The organism is Jejuibacter sp. L23, assembly GCF_050815825.1.
Lineage (GTDB): Bacteria > Pseudomonadota > Gammaproteobacteria > Enterobacterales > Enterobacteriaceae > Jejubacter > Jejubacter calystegiae.
Genome location: NZ_CP138199.1, coordinates 4,554,793 through 4,573,390, shown reverse-complemented (window position 1 = coordinate 4,573,390; position 18,598 = coordinate 4,554,793). Strand labels below are relative to the sequence as shown.

Here is an 18,598-nt window from a genome sequence, read left to right as displayed (position 1 = left end):
CTTATGAAAAAGTTTTTCCCAAAAAACTTCCTTTGGGGAGCCGCAACGGCCGCGTATCAGGTCGAAGGGGCCGCCAGTGTGGAGGGTAAAGGTGTCTCGGTGCAGGACAGTAAAAATTTCTCTAATGCTTTTCACGACACGACCGTTACCTCTGACCACTATCACCGGTTCCGTGAAGATGTTGCGCTGATGAAAGCTTTAGGTTTGAAATCCTACCGTTTTTCGATTGCCTGGACGCGGATTTATCCCGATGGCCGCACGCTGAATACACAGGGGCTGAATTTTTATCATCAGCTTATTGATGAATTGCTAAAAAATGGCATCGAACCGTTAGTGACGCTCTATCATTTTGATCATCCTCAAATTTTACAGAATCAGTTTGGCGGTTGGTACAGCGATCGCATGATCACTCATTTCTTAATGTTGGCCGAAACCTGTTTCCGCGAGTTTGGCAGTCGGGTCCGCTGGTTTATGACGATTTGCGAATCGAATAATGTCGTGCTTTATCCTGATTTAATTGGTGGCGTACCAGAAGGCGTAGATATTGAAGTATGGCGTTTTCAGGTTAGCCGCGTGATGGCACTGGCTAATGCCAGAGTTATCCAGCTTTGCCGGAAGTTATTACCGGAAGCGAAGATAGGGCCTTGTATTGGCTATGCTATTGCTTATCCCGCAACCTGCGCCCCGCAGGATGTGATGGCCGCTCTCAACGAGGACGAGTTTCGCAGTTTCTATCCGCTCGATCTTCTTTGCCTGGGACGACAAAATCCCCTGATTATCAGCTATTTCTCCCAGAGAGGGATTGATATCCGCCTGCCTCAACCTGAACTGAACGAGATGAACGCTGCTCGACCCGATTTTATTGCTTTTAACTATTACCAAAGCGATGTCGCTAAGGCGTGCCCGACAGAGGCTGAACACGTCCAGCCGGGTTTCAATGCTGAGGGTAAACAAGGGGGATTCATATATCCCTCCTTTCCAGGATTATACGCCGGGGATAATAATCCTTTTCTGGAGCGCAGCGACTGGGACTGGGAAATCGATCCCGTGGGGCTGAGAATTGCCTGCCGCAAATTGTTTGACCGCTATCAGCTGCCGCTTATGATTACGGAAAACGGGCTTGGTGCCCGCGATAATCTGATAAATGGTCAGGTTAACGATACGTATCGTATTGATTATCTGAAAAAACATGTGGAGCAAATGCGGCTTGCTATCTGCGATGGCGTCCCTGTTTTAGGCTACTATCCGTGGTCATTTATTGACCTTATGAGCACCAGTAATGGCTACAACAAGCGCTATGGATTTGTGTATGTGGAGCGTGAGGACGGTGACGTTAAAACGTTAGCGCGTTATAAAAAAGCCAGTTTCTACTGGTATCAAAACGTTATTGCCAGCAACGGCACTTTACTTGATTAACGCAAGGACAACCATGAAAAATATCCTTTTAATGTGCTCAGCAGGAATGTCTACAAGCATTATGGTAAAAAATATGCGGGAGGCTGCGACTAAAATCAATGCAGAGGTCAATATTAAAGCAATTCCTGAACAGTCGCTCAGTCAAAATCTGGTCGGAACCGATATTATATTACTTGGGCCGCAGGTAGGTTTTCTTTTAGAGGATACTCGGGCAATCGCAAAAGACATTCCGGTTCGCGTTATTGACACTATGGATTATGGCACTATGAATGGAGAAAAAATTTTACGTCAGACGCTGGATATTCTTGGAGTAAAGTGATGGATGCGGAGAAAGTTTGTTTTGAAATGATATGTCATGTTGGTGAGGCGCGCTCCTATTTTATTGAAGCTATCCAGCATGCGAGAAAAAAAGAGTTCTCCAGGGCCAGAGAATTAATTGACAGTGGAAAGCAAAGTTATAATCAGGGGCATGCGGTACATGCCAGATTAATCCAATCTGAGATGGAGCAGGAAGGCAATCAGCTGTCCCTGATACTCATCCATGCGGAAGATCAAATGATGAGTGCGGAAAATTTTAAGATCCTAAGTGAGGAATTTCTTGCGTTATATATCTTTCTTTATGATGAGAAGTAATGTTTTGAAAAAATATCTTCAATCGTATTAATGACAGACGTACTTCTTCAGGCAGTGTATTTTTTTTTGCTGGCTATATTTAGTTACTTAAAAAACGCTACACTGCTAAAAATCTTTTTATGTATAAAACATATACTTGCTCTATCTATTAACGACGCATGATTTGAGGAAATGTAATGTACAGGACTTACAGAGATAAATTTATATCATCGATATTAACGATGTCTCTCTTATTTTTTTCAGTAATTTGCTTCGCTGAAAGTACAAAGGGAGAATTTAGTGTTTTTTTATTTAGACACGGAAAAACCTATTTTAATGAAACTGATCAAGTTCAAGGTTGGAGTGATACACCTTTAACCCAGAAGGGTATTGATGATGCAAAAAAAACCGGTGAGGCTTTTAAAAACATCCAGTTTCATTATGCTTATACCAGCGATCTCGGAAGGGCCAGAAGTACGGCAAATTACATTTTAGCCGCTAATAATTATACCACTCCTGATTTAGTCGAGATGGAGGGCCTCCGGGAAGTCTTTTATGGAAGTTATGAAGGAAAAACCAACTTTGAAATCATGAAGCCATTATTTGAGAAGAAAAACATAGATGTCACACCCGAAAACTGGGCCGATAAATATGGCGAGTTAATGTCGGTATCGTCTGAGGAATGGATGATTAATGAATATCACAATAACGACCCAACACATACTGCTGAGACCTACAATCAGGTATTGAGCAGAACGCAGGCATCAATTGACAAGATAACACGCGATGTTTTGTCGCGTGGAGGTGGGAACGTGTTACTGGTTACGCATGGTGAACAAATCGGTATGGTACTGGCGTATCTTTTTCCGGATTTTAAAAATGATGTCGCTATAAAAAACGGTAGTCTGACACTCATAAAATATCGGGATGGTCGCTATACCTTAAGCAAAGTGGGGGATGTTTCACACCTCAAATAGCACTAGCTTCGCCAGCAACTTTCTGAATGCCCCAAAAGCGCAGGTAATCCTGCGTTTTTGAATAGCCACGGTTTCCAGTTGAGAATGATGCAACGGTTATCTATGGTATCCATATAAAGAATCTGGAAAGTGCATCATCGTGGATTTATATTGTCAATGAGCTGAAATATCAGCGACGGGCAAATAAAGCACTATTTTTCTGCCTCGCGAGAGACATAATATCAACATTTCGGTAGTTTTCATAAATGAAAGAAATTGACGTGTCTAAAGTAGAGGTAAGCTTGTTGTTTTTCTGAAGTTGATGCAATAAAAAGCGTTCTATGATAGTAGCTTTATCTGCCATTGACCCTACATCATTCAGTTTTTCAATAAACTGTCTTCCTTCAGTACGCATGTCTTCACGCCATGTCAGATACAGATTGCCGCCTGACGGATCGTTCAGCCAGCGGTAGATGGAAAAGGCCCCTTCCGGCATGCGGCGCAATGGACGCACATACTTGTTCATCAAAAATTGGATGCTGGCTGTCGCCCTTTCCGCATTGTCACGGAAGTAGCCGGAGGAATCGGTATTAGATAGAAATTGCTTGATGACTTCGCCGTCTTCCCGTACCAGAAAATCGACCAGTTTATCGACGCTGGCCTGTTCGGTTTCATGCAGTTTGCGCAGCGTATCGGCAAAGATATCGCGGGCGAATCCACACCATTGTTCATCTTCGGCATTGATGGCTGACAGGATGACCGAGCGGGCAATACGGTCGTAATTGTGGACAGACTGGATTTCGTTGAAGATTGACCAGCCGACTGAACGAGTGTCAAAGGGGTTCAGTACGATATCGCCGGGTAAAAAGAATTTTGATAGCGGGGTGTCATCCGGGTCAGTAACGACCATGCGGTCACGGCGGCGCAGGATAGACGCGGCCAGCGATTCAATCGCCACGCTTTTACCTGTGTCGATGGAACCGGTAATCAGCAGATTGCGGTTTTCCAAGTGAATTGGTACGGGCATCGTGCCGATATAGACCGGTTAGACCTTGCCGGTTTTGCGCTGCGTCTGCCGGTTTATCGTGTTGATACGCTGGCACAGCGCATGGGGATTGAGCATGCGGGTGCCGCGTAAAAAACGCCGGTAGGGTGAGCCGCGATAGCCATCAGCTCCAAAGTGATTCAACGCCAGTACGGCACTAACCGCCAGAGCTACGCCGGTCAATGACCCGGCCAGTAATGCAGGCTGTTGTGATGTGGTGCTCAACGCATGGTTGAAGGCGGAAAGAGAAGCTAACGGGATGCTTCCCAATAGTGCGCCGCCCAGCCAGCCGATAGCGGGTAAGGTGATGCCAGCCACAAAACGCACCTGTTCGAGTTCGTGCTTTTGCATAAGATTTATCCCACTCTGAAATGATTATTCAGAGAGATAAAACAGACGTGAAATTGTGTCAATACCATTAAAATACAGTTAATTACGTAGTTTTTATTAGCTGGACACAGTTTAGTTAAAATAGAGATAAATCGGGGTTAAGAAAATTTTTTAGATGATATTTGAAACAGTGGGATTTACGCCACACTGATTGCCAGACGATACGGTTGATGGTTTTTTATTCAGGTGGACAGAAAGTCATCGTTCAACTATGCTATCAATGATAGCAATGCAGTCACGGGGGCATTTATGGCAACGATTACTATTCGTAACCTTGATGATGAACTGAAAGCGAGCCTGCGTATCGCCGCCGCTCGTCATGGCAACTCGATGGAAGAGGAGGTGCGTAACATCCTGAGTAAGGCGTTACAAAATCCGCAGCCAGAAAGAGGATTGGGTAGCCGGATTAACCAGCGTTTCAGGAGCATTGGTGGTGTCGATCTGGATATTTCCCGGCCCGATCGGCCTCGTGCGGCGGACATTGAATAATGATTGTTCTCGACACCAATATTGTTTCCGAAGTGATGAGGATGCGGCCTGAACCTGCGGTACTGGCGTGGCTGGATGCGCAGGATACAGGCCAATTGTTTCTTACATCGGTATCGGTAGCAGAAATTCTGTACGGTATCGCTCGTATGCCTGAAGGTCGTCGTAAACATCAGCTATTTGAAATGGCTGAAGGCATGTTTGACGAGGATTTCTCTGGCCGCCTGCTTGCATTCGATGGGCATGCAGCCGTCTACTATGCGGAACTCGTCGCTCAGCGAGATGCTGCCGGGCGGCCTATCGGGATGGCGGATGCGCAGATAGCGGCCATCTGCCGCTGCTGTGATGCAACGTTGGCGACGCGCAATACCAGGGATTTTGAGGCATTGGGGATCTTGCTGATTAATCCATTTGGTACTTAATCACCCCACTTCCTGCGCATTTAATCGTCGATTCAATTACGGGGCCAGTAAAGCTGATAAACGCGTCGGCGATAAGCCCAGTTCCTGTGTCTTTTCTGGCTCAGCTTCCAGGGTTCGTCATTCTCCTTATTGTGGTCTTGCGCATTGTCAGCGCCAATAAACCACTGGAATGGCCATCCGTATACTTTTCACATCTCAACAGCATGCGTTGATTTATAGGTTATCGATTGTTACAAAACATCTCGCCAGCCCGCGCCGCTGCTGGGGCTTTGCCGGAAAACCCAAACTGAAATGATTGAAACGGATGGCAGTTTTTTCAGTAAAAAGGAACTATGGAGGATCTGCCGAAAATATCAACTAGCAGATAAATAATGATATTTTTTATTTTATGTGAGTTTGTAAGATTAAATTATGCGAGGGACGGCAGACAAAGAAAAACCCGCAGAGCCTTGGCTGGTGCGGGTTTGGGCTGAGATCAGCATTATCAAATCGTATCCAGATTACAACCAGATTGAGAATTCAATATTCTATTTCTAATTAGTGCCTTCTCGCTGTAAATTAATACAATGTTTGGGATTTTTGGTTACAGTAAATGCAATTTATTAAAAAATGGTGGGCAGTTCTTGCTGTGGTGGCATCTTCTTTGTTCATGGTGGCTACTATGGACTCCAGGCAACTCATTGATAACTACCGTCTTGCTAAAGAATGGGTTGTGTCTAGTCCGGCGCTTGAAGGCTCATGGTCCTCCTCTTATCCAGGAGAAGATTTTGAGGGCTTGTCTGAAAATAAGTGGATTGAATCGCCAGAACAAACAGTTGTTGAGGTTTCTGTCAACGGACGTGATGTTTCCGGAATCATATCAACGCCTCAGATTAGAGAGTTCATCGATAATACCCCTCAAATAGTAGATTATTTTATGCTCGAAGGTCGTCGAACACTGTTTAGCCACTCCTTTGAAGCAAGAGCCTTTGAATACATCGGCGGTCACAAATATATTTTTGCCGAATTAAGTTTTACCCTTGAAGATGGGCGGCTTTTGATGGCTGATCAAAGTCCCGGAAAGAGTAAATTCGTGCCCCCAGAAGCTATGCTCCTAAAGCGGTCAGAAACATCATTTGACGAGCGCTTGCAACCTCATCTTGATGGTTATGCAGAAGAAAAGATAAAAAAACTTATTCCGATGATTAAAAATCTTCAGCAGGAAAGTCAGAGGAATGGTGATAGAGGCGCTGATAAATGAGCTTGTAGCGGCATCTGCTGCGACACTTGTACATCCCAAAACAAAAAATCCACTCTTCCGAGTGGCTTAATTATATGATTCTAAAGCTAAAATTTGGTGGCCCCTGCTGGACTTGAACCAGCGACCAAGCGATTATGAGTCGCCTGCTCTAACCACTGAGCTAAGGGGCCGTGACGGTGGATTATAAAGTAACTCCTTGCGGCAATCCAGCGTTACGCAGTGATATGCTGATTTTGTAACCAGCGGATTGCAAAGGCTTTATAATGGACTTTTTTACGCAAGGGGATGCCATGATAGACGATATTCTGACGCCGGGGCTGCGGGTGGTGTTTTGCGGCATTAATCCGGGTAAATCATCAGCCCACACCGGGTTTCATTTTGCCCACCCCGGCAACCGTTTCTGGCAGGTGATTTATCTGGCGGGCTTTACCGAACGCCAGTTGAAGCCGGCAGAAGAGCAGCATCTTCTTGATACCGGTTGTGGGATCACCATGCTGGTGGCGCGGCCTACGGTGCAGGCCAGCGAAGTGAAACGCGACGAGCTACGTGCCGGGGGGCAGGCGGTGGTGGAGAAAATATCCCGCTATCAGCCCGGCGCGCTGGCGGTGCTGGGTAAGCAGGCATATGCCCAGGCGTTTGGCGTGCGCAATGTGCAGTGGGGCAGACAGCCTCAGGGCGTGGGGGAAACCGAAGTCTGGGTTCTGCCTAATCCCAGCGGGCTGAACCGCGCGTCGCTGGATGAGCTGGCGGCGGCGTATCGTGAGTTAGATGAGGCGCTCAGGGGCAGGGGGCTTTAAGTGTCTTCTGGGGGCGGATTCTGTTGAGTACCTGCGGTTTGATGCCCTCACCCTGGCCCTCTCCCACAGGGAGAGGGTAAAAAAAAGCTCCCCGAAGGGAGCCTTTAGCATTTTATGCACTGCCAGTTAGTCGTCCAGGAAGCTACGCAGCACTTCCGAACGGCTCGGGTGACGCAGCTTACGCAGGGCCTTGGCTTCGATCTGACGAATACGTTCACGGGTAACGTCGAACTGTTTACCGACCTCTTCCAGGGTGTGGTCGGTATTCATATCGATACCGAAACGCATACGCAGCACTTTAGCTTCACGGGCGGTCAGGCCGGCCAGCACGTCGTGAGTGGCGGCGCGCAGGCTTTCGGTGGTGGCGGAATCCAGCGGCAGTTCGAGGGTGGTATCCTCGATAAAGTCGCCCAGATGCGAATCTTCATCGTCACCGATCGGCGTTTCCATGGAGATCGGCTCTTTGGCGATCTTCAGTACCTTACGGATCTTATCTTCCGGCATCAGCATCCGCTCGGCCAGCTCTTCCGGCGTTGGCTCACGGCCCATCTCCTGCAGCATCTGGCGCGAAATACGGTTGAGTTTGTTGATGGTCTCAATCATATGCACCGGAATACGGATGGTACGCGCCTGGTCCGCGATAGAGCGGGTGATGGCCTGGCGAATCCACCAGGTGGCGTAAGTTGAAAACTTGTAGCCACGGCGGTATTCGAACTTGTCCACCGCCTTCATCAGGCCGATGTTGCCTTCCTGAATCAGATCCAGGAACTGCAGACCGCGGTTGGTGTACTTCTTGGCGATGGAGATAACCAGACGCAGGTTCGCTTCCACCATCTCTTTCTTGGCGCGGCGCGCTTTGGCTTCGCCAATGGACATACGGCGGTTGATGTCCTTCACCTGCTCGATAGTCAGGCCGGTCTCTTCTTCAATCTGCTGCAGTTTCTGCAGGCCGCGATGCACGTCGTCCGCCACGTTGTGCAGCTTTTCGGACCACGGCTTATTCATCGCGATGGCGGCATTGAACCAGGTATCGCTGGTTTCGTTGCCGGTAAACAGCGTGATGAAGTTTTTCTTCGGCATTTTGCACTGTTCAACGCACAGCTTCATGATGATGCGTTCCTGGGTACGGACGCGGTCCATCATGACGCGCATGCTGTTGACCAGATAGTCGAACTGCTTCGGTACCAGGCGGAACTCTTTGAAAACTTCAGAGAGTTTATGAATCTCTGCCTGCGCGTCGGCGTGGCTGCGACCCTTACTCTTGATGACGCCACGGGCCACTTCATACTGGGTACGCAGCGCGGCGAATTTCTCGCGGGCGACTTCCGGGTCGATGCTGTTGTCGTCGTCGCTGCTGTCGTCATCGTCATCGTCGTCGTCATCGTCGTCCATCTCTTCCTGCGAGAGTTCGGATCCAACGTGAGTGGCGGTAGGGGCGAGATCTTCTTCAGCATTAGGATCGACAAAACCGGTGATCAGGTCGGAAAGGCGGCTTTCGCCCGCCTCTACGCGATCGTACTGCTCCATCAGGTAGGTGATGGCTTCCGGGTATTCGGCAACGGAACACTGCACCTGATTGATACCGTCTTCGATACGCTTGGCGATATCGATTTCACCTTCACGGGTGAGCAGCTCAACGGTACCCATTTCGCGCATATACATGCGCACCGGGTCGGTGGTACGCCCGATTTCCGATTCTACGCTGGAGAGCACCTGAGCAGCAGCTTCGGCGGCATCTTCATCCGCGGAGTTCTCAGCCAGCATCAGATCATCGGCATCCGGTGCTTCTTCCATCACCTGGATGCCCATGTCGTTGATCATTTGGATGATGTCTTCGATCTGATCGGAGTCGATGATATCTTCCGGCAGATGGTCATTGACCTCGGCATAGGTCAGATAGCCTTGCTCCTTACCACGGGTGACAAGAAGTTTCAGCTGTGACTGCGGGTTTTGCTCCATAAGACGGTATCCACACTGTATATTAGGGTTGGTGTCGGTCGGCGAAACCGCCAACAATAACGTATGCGGGCTGATTTGTTTCTCTTGCCGCTGCCCGTCTGCGCGGCTTTCGGGCTCACCCGATGACATTTCGGCATTTAAGCCGCTCAAAATTACTTCCTGGCGCGTGCTTCAGTAATCACGCGGACTTCTTCCCGCTCCGCCGGGGTTAACCCCTGGGTGCGTGCACGGGCGATCAATTCTGTCAGTCGTAGTTCAAGCACCGAATCAAACATGTGATCCAGCGCGTCAGTGAACGTTTTTTCCGCAATGTCCTTATCTGCTATATCGTCCCAGGTTGCGAGTTTTTCAAGGGTAGCGGCCTCTTTTGTGTCGCGATAATGCTCCAGAAGCTGCCCTGTCGTCAGACCTGGCTGAGCCAGACACTGTCCCACCAGTTCGCTGAACAGCCCAAGGCCGGGGATTTTGCTGCGGTCCAGACCTTCAAGCGACGGCACCAGCGGCGCCAGATCGGGATTTTGTATCAGTAACCCTATCAGTATACGCATGGTTGTGCGTTTTAGCTGGGGCGCCGGACGCACGCTTCCTTGATCCGCCTGTTTTGGTAACAGCTTTTCCAACTGGGCATCGTCCAGGATACCGAGCTTATTGCCCAGCTCCTGGCGCAGATAAATACGCAGGGTTTCACCTGGTACCTGGCCGATCAGCGGCAGCGCAAGGGTACTTAGCCGCGCGCGTCCGTCGGGGGTACTCAGATCCACCTGAGGCATCAGAGTGTTAAACAGGAAGACGGAGAGGGGCATTGCCTCATCCATCCGCGCTTCGAATGCGGTTTTACCCTCTTTACGCACCAGAGTATCGGGGTCTTCGCCATCCGGAAGGAACATAAAACGCAGCTGACGACCATCCGTCATATAGGGTAGCGCTGTTTCCAGCGCGCGCCATGCCGCGTCCCGCCCGGCGCGGTCGCCGTCATAGCAGCAGATAACCGTGTTCGTCACGCGAAACAGCAGTTGAATGTGGTCGGCGGTCGTGGAGGTGCCCAGAGAAGCAACGGCATAGTTAATGTCGTATTGCGCCAGGGCTACCACGTCCATATAGCCTTCCACCACCAGCAGGCGCGCCGGATCCGACGTATCCTGCCTGGCTTCATAAAGGCCATACAGCTGGCGGCCCTTATGGAAGATCTCGGTTTCGGGGGAGTTCAGATATTTTGGCTGACCGTCGCCTAATACGCGGCCGCCAAAGCCGATAACCCGGCCCCGTTTGTCGCGAATCGGGAACATCACCCGTTCACGGAAGCGGTCATAGCTGCGACCGCGATCGTTCGTTACCAGCATACCGGCGTCGGTCAAAGACTTGCGATTTTCGCTGTCTTTTCCAAAGCGTTTCAGCACGTTATCCCAGCCTTCCGGCGCATAGCCGATAGCAAAGCGATCGATAACCTGCTGACTCAAGCCGCGGCGCTGCAGATAGACTCGCGCTTTATCAGCGCCAGGCTGCGTTAGCGCCTGCTGGTAGAAGCCGTTCAGGCCATCGAGCAACTGGTACAGGCTCTGGCGCTGATGGCGTTCAATCTGACTCGGCCCGTTCCCCGCTTCATAGGGGATCTCCAGGTTGTGCATGGAGGCCAGCTCTTCCACAGATTCGACGAACTCCAGTTTGTCGTAGTTCATCAGGAAGTCGATGGCGTTACCATGCGCCCCGCAGCCGAAGCAGTGGTAAAACTGTTTATCGCCGTTTACGGTGAATGACGGGGTTTTCTCGTTATGGAATGGACAGCACGCGTGATAGTTCTTGCCCTGCTTCTTCAGCTTTACCCGCGCGTCGATGAGGTCGACGATGTCGGTACGAGCCAGCAAGTCATTGATAAAGACGCGTGGGATTCGTCCAGCCATAGGCCCCCGGTTTGTCAGCTCATAAACGAGAATAAGCCGCGCATTCCTTTCGGAAGCACGGCCTTACAACAATAACTCTGTCTGATTATGAGGGTAGCGCACCCTCAAAGACTAATTAGTACAGACGAGTGCGGCGTGCGTTTTCGCGAGCCAGTTTCTTCGCGTGACGTTTCACTGCAGAAGCTTTAGCGCGCTTACGTTCGGTGGTCGGTTTCTCGTAGAACTCACGACGACGAACTTCCGCCAGGATGCCCGCTTTTTCGCAGGAACGTTTGAAGCGACGCAGTGCTACGTCGAACGGCTCGTTTTCACGTACTTTAATTACCGGCATGTGCCTCTCACCTTTGATTAATTCGGTTTGCCGCTGGCAGCTCGCCAGCTTGTTTCAAAATGGTGCGGAATTTTACTGCAACCGCTGCTGCTTTGTAAAGCACCGCCAACGGCAGAATGCTGCCTTTTACAGGCATTACTCGCAAGGGGCAAGAGTATACACCATAGGCGGACAGAAGTTGAGCAAAGTTTTACTTCGGGCGCCCTGGGGCATACACTGCGCGCTATCAACAGAGGTAAAAGTAAAGACCATGCGTGTACTGGGTATAGAGACATCCTGCGATGAGACCGGCATCGCCATTTACGACGACAGCCAGGGGCTGTTAGCCAACCAGCTGTATAGTCAGGTAAAATTGCACGCCGACTACGGCGGCGTGGTGCCGGAGCTGGCCTCCCGCGACCACGTGCGCAAGACGGTGCCCCTTATTCAGGCGGCGCTGAGCGAGGCGGGGTTAACGGCAAAAGATATCGACGCCGTGGCCTATACCGCCGGGCCCGGACTGGTTGGGGCGCTGCTGGTTGGCGCTACCGTTGGCCGTTCGCTGGCCTTCGCCTGGCAGGTTCCGGCTATTGCGGTTCACCATATGGAAGGGCATCTGCTGGCGCCGATGCTGGAAGAGACGCCGCCGGAGTTCCCCTTTGTGGCGCTGCTGGTTTCCGGCGGTCATACCCAGCTGATTAGCGTGACCGGCATCGGTCAGTATCAGCTGCTGGGCGAATCTATTGACGATGCGGCAGGTGAAGCCTTCGATAAGACCGCCAAGCTGCTGGGGCTCGACTACCCCGGCGGGCCGATGCTCTCTAAGCTGGCGCTTCAGGGCACTCCGGGACGTTTTACCTTCCCGCGGCCAATGACCGATCGCCCGGGGCTGGATTTTAGCTTCTCGGGTTTAAAGACCTTTGCGGCCAATACCATTCGTGACCACGCCGGTGACGAGCAGGCTCGCGCCGATATCGCTCGCGCCTTCGAGGATGCGGTGGTGGATACCCTGATGATTAAATGCCGTCGGGCGCTGGATCAGACCGGTTTTAAGCGCCTGGTGATGGCGGGCGGCGTGAGCGCCAACCGTACCCTGCGGGCAAAGCTGGCGGAGATGATGACCAAACGCAATGGCGAAGTCTTCTACGCGCGCCCTGAATTCTGTACCGATAACGGGGCGATGATCGCCTATGCTGGCATGGTGCGTCTAAAGGCGGATTGCGTGGCGGATCTGAGCGTGAGCGTACGGCCGCGCTGGCCGCTGGCGGAATTACCCGCCGCCTGACTTCATGCCTCTCCTTCTCCCTCAGGGAGAGGGGCGGGGTGAGGAACAGACGGTTACTTCGGCTGCTGTTCCTCGTCCTTTTCTTTCTTCCCTTTCTTCAGCTTCTTCCAGATCTTTGTCTCCTGCCCCCGCCACAAGCGCTGAATATTGTCGTGATGACGCATCAGGATCAGGCAGGAAAGCATCGCCACCGGGAAGGTGAACTGCGGTTTGAACCACCAGACATAGAAGGGAGCGATCAGCGCGCTGACGATAGCGCCCAGCGAAGAGTAGCCGCTCAGCAGCACCGTCAGCAGCCAGGTACCGGTCATGACGCCGGTCAGATCCCAGCCGATGGGGGCGATGGCGCCAAGGGCGGTAGCAACGCCTTTACCGCCGCGAAAACCGAAGAAGACCGGCCAGATATGGCCCAGACAGGCGGCAATCGCCACAATGCCCAACCAGAAAGGGGGAACGCCCAGTCCCCAGGCGGCCCACACCGGCAGCATACCTTTCAGAATATCGAAAACCAGTACCACTGCGGCAGCGCCCTTGCCGCCGGTGCGTAGCACATTAGTGGCTCCCGGATTATGGGAGCCGCTCTGGCGGGGATCCGGCAGGCCGGCAAGTCGGCAGACCAGAATGGCGCTGGAAATTGAGCCGCAAAGATACGCGAGGATGATCATCCCAAGCGCGATTGCACTCATAACGCTGTTCCGTTGTGAAAATGTCGTTTTATTTTCTGCATCTGTGGATAATACGCATATTTCGCTGCAAGTGGTATCCCCGATGATGCTCCCTGCGCCGGGCTTCTGATGGCACCGGACCGGCCTGAAACCAGCCGCGGAGCGGGATAAAAGGGGTGGCGCTTGTCGCTTCTCTGTAACATAAATTATTTATGGTGCGAACAACGTAACGGGCAGGTCGTGATGGATATTGTATTTATAGAGCAACTTTCGGTAATTACCACCATTGGCGTTTACGACTGGGAACAGACCATTGAGCAGAAGCTGATTTTCGATATCGAAATGGGCTGGGATAACCGAAAGGCGGCGGCAAGTGATGATGTGAATGACTGCCTGAGCTATGCAGACGTCAGCGATGCGATAGTCGCCCACGTTGAAGGGGGGCGTTTTGCGCTGGTCGAACGGGTGGCGGAAGAGGTGGCTCAATTACTGCTGAGCCGCTTTAACTCGCCCTGGGTGCGCATTAAAGTCAGCAAGCCTGGCGCCGTGGCCAGAGCCGCCAGCGTCGGGGTGGTTATCGAGCGTGGCACAAATCTGAAAGGCTAATTTTAGGGTTATTCGGGTAAACCAAACGCGGTATGACAGGTCATACTGCGTGCACCTTTTTTGAGCTGCGGGTTGCGGCTATTTTATTGTTTATCATTTAGAGGGTTAATGCTGATGGGCGATGTTCATTCGCTGGTGATTGCCGCCATTCTGGGGGTGGTGGAGGGGCTGACTGAGTTTCTGCCGGTCTCCAGCACCGGGCATATGATTATTGTGGGCCACCTGCTGGGTTTTGAGGGCGACAAGGCGGAAACCTTCGAGGTGGTTATTCAACTGGGATCGATCCTGGCCGTGGTGGTGATGTTCTGGCGCCGCCTGTTCGGACTTATCGGCATTCACTTCGGTAAGCCGCCCCACGAAGGCGAAGGCAGCGGGCGGCTGACGCTCATCCATATTCTGCTGGGGATGATCCCGGCCGTGGTACTGGGGCTGGTGTTCCACGACACCATCAAATCGCTGTTTAATCCGGTGAATGTGATGTATGCCCTGGTGGTGGGGGGGCTGTTGCTGATTGCTGCCGAATGCCTGAAGCCAAAGCAGCCGCGCGCCGTGGGTATCGACGATATGACGTATCGCCAGGCCTTTATCATCGGCTGCTTCCAGTGCCTGGCGCTGTGGCCCGGCTTTTCGCGCTCCGGCGCCACTATCTCTGGCGGTATGCTGATGGGCGTGAGCCGCTACGCCGCCTCTGAGTTCTCTTTCATCCTGGCTGTGCCGATGATGATGGGGGCGACGGTGCTGGATCTCTACAAGAGCTGGGGATTCCTGAGCATGAGCGATCTGCCGATGTTTGCGGTGGGATTCGTTACCGCCTTTATCGTGGCGCTGATCGCCATTAAGACCTTCCTGCAACTGATTAAGCGCATTTCGTTTATCCCATTTGCCATCTACCGCTTTATCGTTGCGGCGGCGGTCTGGGCAGTCTTTATGTAAGATCGTGCTTTGCCCTCAGCCTGCGGGCTGAGGGCAGGCCTGCGCCTTCCACTGCGTGACCGCCTGAATGCGGCGGCGCGTTAGTTCATCGCGAATCTCCGCCCCTTTAAATCCCGCCTCGACCACCGCTTTGGTCGGTACCGCCTGAGCGACCTGCCAGGCGTCACGCAGTAGCCGCCCTTGCGGATAGTCGCTGGACTCAAATCCGGTACGCCCGCGAGCGTCTGCTTCGCTGGTCAGAGCGACCTGCTCCACGCGCTGGGGTTTACGCCAGGCATCGATATCGTCAAACAGCTTCACCAGAGTTTCGGGTCGCAGTATCGGCAGCGTGTGGATCAGATCGTGATAGCGGGCTACCAGCTTTGCCAGGTCGCGAATCTCATTCGGTACCCGCAGACGCAGGCACAGTTGTTCGACCAGCTTAACGCCCGCCGGACCGTGTCCGTGGTGGCGCGGCCATAGGTGCTTTGGGGTTAACCCTTTACCTAAATCGTGGGTCAGGGCGGCGAAGCGTACATCCACTTCTGGACTGAGCTGGGCGGCGATGGACAGCGTCATGAGGGTATGAACGCCGGTATCGATCTCCGGGTGCCACTTTTCCGGCGCCGGTACGCCAAACAGGGCATCCACTTCTGGAAACAGCACCGCCAGCGCGCCGCAGTCACGCAGCACCTGGAAATAGACCTGAGGATTACGGCTGGTCAGGGCGCCTTCGGTCTCTTTCCACACTCGTTCCGGCGTCAGATGTGCCAGTTCGCCGTTATCGGTCATCGAGCGCATCAGCGCCAGGGTTTCGTCGGCAATGCGGAAATTCAGATGGGCATATCGGGCAGCGAAGCGCGCGACCCGCAGCACCCGTAGCGGATCTTCATTAAAAGCGGGGGAGACATGGCGCAGCACGCGGCGTTCGATATCCTCACGCCCCCCCCAGGGATCGATAATCTCACCGTACTGGTCCATAGCGATAGCGTTAATGGTCAGATCGCGGCGCTTAAGATCCTGCTCCAGGGTGACGTCTGGCGCAGCGTGGCAGATAAAACCGGTATAGCCATGCCCGGCTTTGCGCTCGGTACGCGCAAGGGCATACTCCTCGTGGGTATCCGGATGAAGAAAGACGGGAAAATCGCGACCGACCTGCTGGTAGCTGGCGTCCAGCATCTGCTGCGGCGTAGCGCCGGTCACCACCCAGTCTCTGTCTTTGACCGGCAGACCTAACAACCCATCACGTACCGCGCCACCGACCAGATAAATCTTCACCTGCCATTCTCCTTACCGCTGTTGTTCAGCCGATGATACGTAAGTGTAGAGGAGAAGGCTAAGGAAAGCTGAGCAACGGGCGCCGTAGGGCGCCCGTTTGGTAAGGATTAGTTCATCCAGCGGTCTTTGCGTTTACGGCTGGGGATCATATGCGGGAGCAGCAGACCCAACAGCAGACCGACGCCGGCGACGCCGCCGCCGTACATAAACCACTGCATAATGATGGTGCGCTGCTTATCATCCAGCTGAATATTTGCGGCATTGACCTTCTTCTGGGCGACAACCAGCTGATTTTTCAACTGTTGATTCTCATCTTTCAGGCCGTTGATAATGCCGTCGCTTTTCGCGACTTTTTGCTGCATATCGGCGGTACGCTGGTTCCAGGTCGTGTCGATATTGTTAAGCTTGTCGGTCAGCGTCTTCACCTGGTTTTCCAGGTCCGGAACCCGGGTACGCAGACTGGGTTCGCTCTTGAGCTGGTCCACCGGGATCCAGGCGGTACGCCCGTCAGCTTCGCGGATCTGAGCATATTTGCCGTTGGTCTGAAGCAGCGCAACCTCATCGCCGGCATTAACAGTGCCCACCAGACGGTAGTTGTCTCCGGGGCCGCTGCGGATCCAGGTTGTCAGCTCGTCAGAGACGAAGCGTTTTTCCTCCGCATGGGCCGCTGTGGCTGCGCTCAAAGAGAGCAAAATCAGGCTAATCAGGCGTAATTTCTGCATTAGATCGTCGTTATTGTCATAGAACGTGAAAAAGTTATGGTGACATCAGTCTGACGAGGCGGGTGACAAACCTGAATGAGAATTATCCTGGTGTGTTTGCCCCGCGACCGCTGTCACCGCCTCAGGTTTTACGCCCGTCAAATCGCGCATAACGCGGCAATTTGGCGCAAAATGTCAGGCTGTATCCTGCCATGTATAATGACGGAATGCAGCCTTTCTAAAAGACAAGTAATTGAATCACAAGTTCGCAGGTATTTTGCCAGCGACTAACAGCAGGGTGACGGAACAGATTATGTCCCAGGAAATCGAATTAAAATTTATCGTTCATCAGGATGCACTGGCGCCGCTGCGCACGGCGCTGGATACGCTGGAAGGTGAACACGCCAGCGCTCGTAATCTATTGAATATCTATTATGAAACCCCGGATTTACAGCTGCGTCGCCACGATATGGGACTGCGGGTGCGCGGCGACAATGGGCGTTATGAGATGACCATGAAGACGGCGGGGCAGACCATTGGCGGCCTGCATCAGCGCCCGGAGTATAATGTGGCGCTGGAAAGCCCCGAACTGGAACTGGCACGCTTCCCGACGGAGATGTGGCCCCAGGGGCTGAATGTTGAAGCGCTGTCAGAAATGCTGGAGCCGTTATTCCGCACCGATTTTCAGCGTGAAAAGTGGGTGGTCACTTACGGGGAAAGCCGCATTGAGGTTGCACTCGATCAGGGCGATATCGTCGCTGGCGAGCATCAGGAACCGCTGTGCGAGCTGGAAATGGAACTGCTGGAGGGGCGAGTGGAGGACGTACTGAGCCTGGCCCGTGAAAAGCTATTGCGTGAGGGTTTACGTCAGGGAAGCCTGAGCAAAGCGGCCCGGGGTTACCACCTGGCGCGCGGGAATGCCCTGCGCGAGGTGCGCGAACTGCCGGGGATGGCATGGCTACCGAAGGCCAGCCTTGAGCAGGGGCTGGAAGCAGCGCTGACGCTGGCGCTTTGCCACTGGCAGTATCACGAAGAGCTGTGGGCTCGGGGTCACGACGGCGCGGCGCGTCAGGTGTTACATAGCGTTGCGCTGGTGCGTCATACCCTGGCGCTGTTTGGCGGCGCGATCCCAAGAAAAGCAAGTACCCACTTACGTGACAAGTTAAGTCAGCTGGAAGAAGCGCTGGCGGCACGGCCGCTGGATACATCTCTGCCCTGGAGTCTGAAGAGCAGCAGCGCCCAGCTGGCGCTAACCGAGTGGCTGGCGACCCGCGGCTGGCGCCCCTGGCTGGATACCAAAATGCGCAATAAGCTGGACGGCTCCTTCAAGCGCTTTGCGGATACCCACTTCTCCCGGCTGGCGGCGGAGCTGAAAACGGCTTTTTCCCGTAGCGGAAACGAACAGGCTGGTGAGCAATTACTTCGCCTGGAGCGCTGCCTGGATATGGCTCGAATATTGGCTGGCGGCTATAAAGAAGTTCGCTGGCAGCCGTGGGTGGGGAGCTGGCAGGCGCTGGCGGATGCCATCTCCCACGGTCGGGTGGGCGATATTGAACACACACGCAGACAGGCGCTGGCTCAGGCGCCGTTCTGGAACCATAGCGGGCAACACTAACCGGA

The 18,598-nt window shown here is 52.9% G+C and carries 20 protein-coding genes and 1 tRNA gene; 12 read left to right on the top strand and 9 right to left on the bottom strand.

All coding sequences use genetic code 11. The features are described 5' to 3' along the window. Positions 1-3 precede the first annotated feature (3 nt). The 4 genes from SCU88_RS21765 to SCU88_RS21750 all read left to right on the top strand — a co-directional run bounded on the left by SCU88_RS21765 (position 4) and on the right by SCU88_RS21750 (position 3,005). A complete protein-coding gene (locus SCU88_RS21765; protein ID WP_175340776.1) occupies positions 4-1,416 on the top strand; it encodes a family 1 glycosylhydrolase in 1,413 nt (470 codons plus the stop codon). Between the two features lie 13 nt (positions 1,417-1,429). Beyond that, complete coding sequence (locus SCU88_RS21760; protein ID WP_175340775.1) at positions 1,430-1,735, top strand: PTS sugar transporter subunit IIB; 306 nt, start codon at positions 1,430-1,432, stop codon at positions 1,733-1,735. Beyond that, positions 1,735-2,049, top strand: coding sequence for a PTS lactose/cellobiose transporter subunit IIA (locus SCU88_RS21755; RefSeq protein WP_431810059.1), 315 nt, complete (start codon positions 1,735-1,737; stop codon positions 2,047-2,049). The genes SCU88_RS21760 and SCU88_RS21755 overlap by 1 nt, the downstream gene beginning before the upstream one ends. Positions 2,050-2,225: 176 nt before the next feature. Beyond that, entirely contained in the window at positions 2,226-3,005 is a 780-nt protein-coding gene (locus SCU88_RS21750) for a histidine phosphatase family protein (RefSeq protein ID WP_175340773.1), read from the top strand. A 169-nt stretch (positions 3,006-3,174) separates the two neighbouring features. On the opposite strand, the gene SCU88_RS21745 is transcribed toward SCU88_RS21750, so the two are convergent. Both SCU88_RS21745 and SCU88_RS21740 read right to left on the bottom strand, forming a co-directional pair. Continuing rightward, complete coding sequence (locus SCU88_RS21745) at positions 3,175-4,011, bottom strand: type IV secretion system DNA-binding domain-containing protein (RefSeq protein WP_175340772.1); 837 nt, start codon at positions 4,009-4,011, stop codon at positions 3,175-3,177. Positions 4,012-4,029: 18 nt separating this feature from the next. After that, positions 4,030-4,380: a hypothetical protein gene (locus SCU88_RS21740; RefSeq protein WP_175340771.1), complete on the bottom strand. Its 351-nt coding sequence runs from the start codon at positions 4,378-4,380 to the stop codon at positions 4,030-4,032. A 288-nt stretch (positions 4,381-4,668) separates the two neighbouring features. Between SCU88_RS21740 and SCU88_RS21735 the strand changes: the two genes are divergently transcribed. The 3 genes from SCU88_RS21735 (at position 4,669) to SCU88_RS21725 (ending at position 6,567) form a co-directional block, all read left to right on the top strand. Continuing rightward, positions 4,669-4,908, top strand: coding sequence for a FitA-like ribbon-helix-helix domain-containing protein (locus SCU88_RS21735; protein ID WP_175340770.1), 240 nt, complete (start codon positions 4,669-4,671; stop codon positions 4,906-4,908). Next, on the top strand, positions 4,908-5,327 hold the full coding sequence (locus SCU88_RS21730) for a PIN domain-containing protein (protein ID WP_175340769.1): 420 nt from the start codon (positions 4,908-4,910) through the stop codon (positions 5,325-5,327). The genes SCU88_RS21735 and SCU88_RS21730 overlap by 1 nt, the downstream gene beginning before the upstream one ends. A 592-nt stretch (positions 5,328-5,919) precedes the next feature. Continuing rightward, positions 5,920-6,567 (top strand): hypothetical protein, encoded by a 648-nt coding sequence (locus SCU88_RS21725; protein ID WP_175340768.1) that lies wholly within the window; start codon positions 5,920-5,922, stop codon positions 6,565-6,567. A 94-nt stretch (positions 6,568-6,661) separates the two neighbouring features. On the opposite strand, the gene SCU88_RS21720 is transcribed toward SCU88_RS21725, so the two are convergent. Next, positions 6,662-6,737: transfer RNA gene (locus SCU88_RS21720), tRNA-Ile, on the bottom strand. Between the two features lie 120 nt (positions 6,738-6,857). Here SCU88_RS21720 and mug point away from each other — a divergent pair. Beyond that, on the top strand, positions 6,858-7,364 hold the full coding sequence (gene mug, locus SCU88_RS21715) for a G/U mismatch-specific DNA glycosylase (RefSeq protein ID WP_175340767.1): 507 nt from the start codon (positions 6,858-6,860) through the stop codon (positions 7,362-7,364). Positions 7,365-7,490: 126 nt separating this feature from the next. On the opposite strand, the gene rpoD is transcribed toward mug, so the two are convergent. The 3 genes from rpoD to rpsU form a co-directional block, all read right to left on the bottom strand. Further along, positions 7,491-9,323, bottom strand: a complete 1,833-nt coding sequence (rpoD, locus tag SCU88_RS21710; protein WP_138093883.1) for an RNA polymerase sigma factor RpoD — start codon at positions 9,321-9,323, stop codon at positions 7,491-7,493. Between the two features lie 152 nt (positions 9,324-9,475). Further along, positions 9,476-11,221: a DNA primase gene (dnaG, locus tag SCU88_RS21705; RefSeq protein WP_175340766.1), complete on the bottom strand. Its 1,746-nt coding sequence runs from the start codon at positions 11,219-11,221 to the stop codon at positions 9,476-9,478. A gap of 115 nt (positions 11,222-11,336) precedes the next feature. Beyond that, positions 11,337-11,552: a 30S ribosomal protein S21 gene (gene rpsU, locus SCU88_RS21700; RefSeq protein WP_005295814.1), complete on the bottom strand. Its 216-nt coding sequence runs from the start codon at positions 11,550-11,552 to the stop codon at positions 11,337-11,339. A gap of 250 nt (positions 11,553-11,802) precedes the next feature. Between rpsU and tsaD the strand changes: the two genes are divergently transcribed. Then, a complete protein-coding gene (gene tsaD, locus SCU88_RS21695; RefSeq protein ID WP_138093879.1) occupies positions 11,803-12,816 on the top strand; it encodes a tRNA (adenosine(37)-N6)-threonylcarbamoyltransferase complex transferase subunit TsaD in 1,014 nt (337 codons plus the stop codon). 53 nt (positions 12,817-12,869) lie between these two features. Here the strand turns inward: tsaD and plsY are convergent, their stop codons facing one another. Next, on the bottom strand, positions 12,870-13,502 hold the full coding sequence (plsY, locus tag SCU88_RS21690; protein ID WP_138093877.1) for a glycerol-3-phosphate 1-O-acyltransferase PlsY: 633 nt from the start codon (positions 13,500-13,502) through the stop codon (positions 12,870-12,872). 222 nt (positions 13,503-13,724) lie between these two features. Between plsY and folB the strand changes: the two genes are divergently transcribed. Beyond that, the gene (folB, locus tag SCU88_RS21685; protein WP_138093875.1) at positions 13,725-14,087 is read left to right on the top strand and encodes a bifunctional dihydroneopterin aldolase/7,8-dihydroneopterin epimerase; all 363 of its coding nucleotides are present in this window, start codon (positions 13,725-13,727) and stop codon (positions 14,085-14,087) included. A gap of 114 nt (positions 14,088-14,201) precedes the next feature. After that, positions 14,202-15,020 carry an undecaprenyl-diphosphate phosphatase gene (bacA, locus tag SCU88_RS21680; protein ID WP_175340765.1) on the top strand — a complete coding sequence of 273 codons (819 nt, stop codon included), beginning with the start codon at positions 14,202-14,204 and terminating at the stop codon, positions 15,018-15,020. A 15-nt stretch (positions 15,021-15,035) separates the two neighbouring features. Here the strand turns inward: bacA and SCU88_RS21675 are convergent, their stop codons facing one another. Next, complete coding sequence (locus tag SCU88_RS21675; protein WP_175340764.1) at positions 15,036-16,277, bottom strand: multifunctional CCA addition/repair protein; 1,242 nt, start codon at positions 16,275-16,277, stop codon at positions 15,036-15,038. A gap of 107 nt (positions 16,278-16,384) precedes the next feature. Beyond that, a complete protein-coding gene (locus SCU88_RS21670) occupies positions 16,385-16,999 on the bottom strand; it encodes a TIGR04211 family SH3 domain-containing protein (protein WP_138093869.1) in 615 nt (204 codons plus the stop codon). A gap of 292 nt (positions 17,000-17,291) precedes the next feature. Here SCU88_RS21670 and SCU88_RS21665 point away from each other — a divergent pair, with 292 nt between their 5' ends. Further along, positions 17,292-18,593 carry a CYTH domain-containing protein gene (locus tag SCU88_RS21665; RefSeq protein ID WP_175340763.1) on the top strand — a complete coding sequence of 434 codons (1,302 nt, stop codon included), beginning with the start codon at positions 17,292-17,294 and terminating at the stop codon, positions 18,591-18,593. Positions 18,594-18,598: the final 5 nt, after the last annotated feature.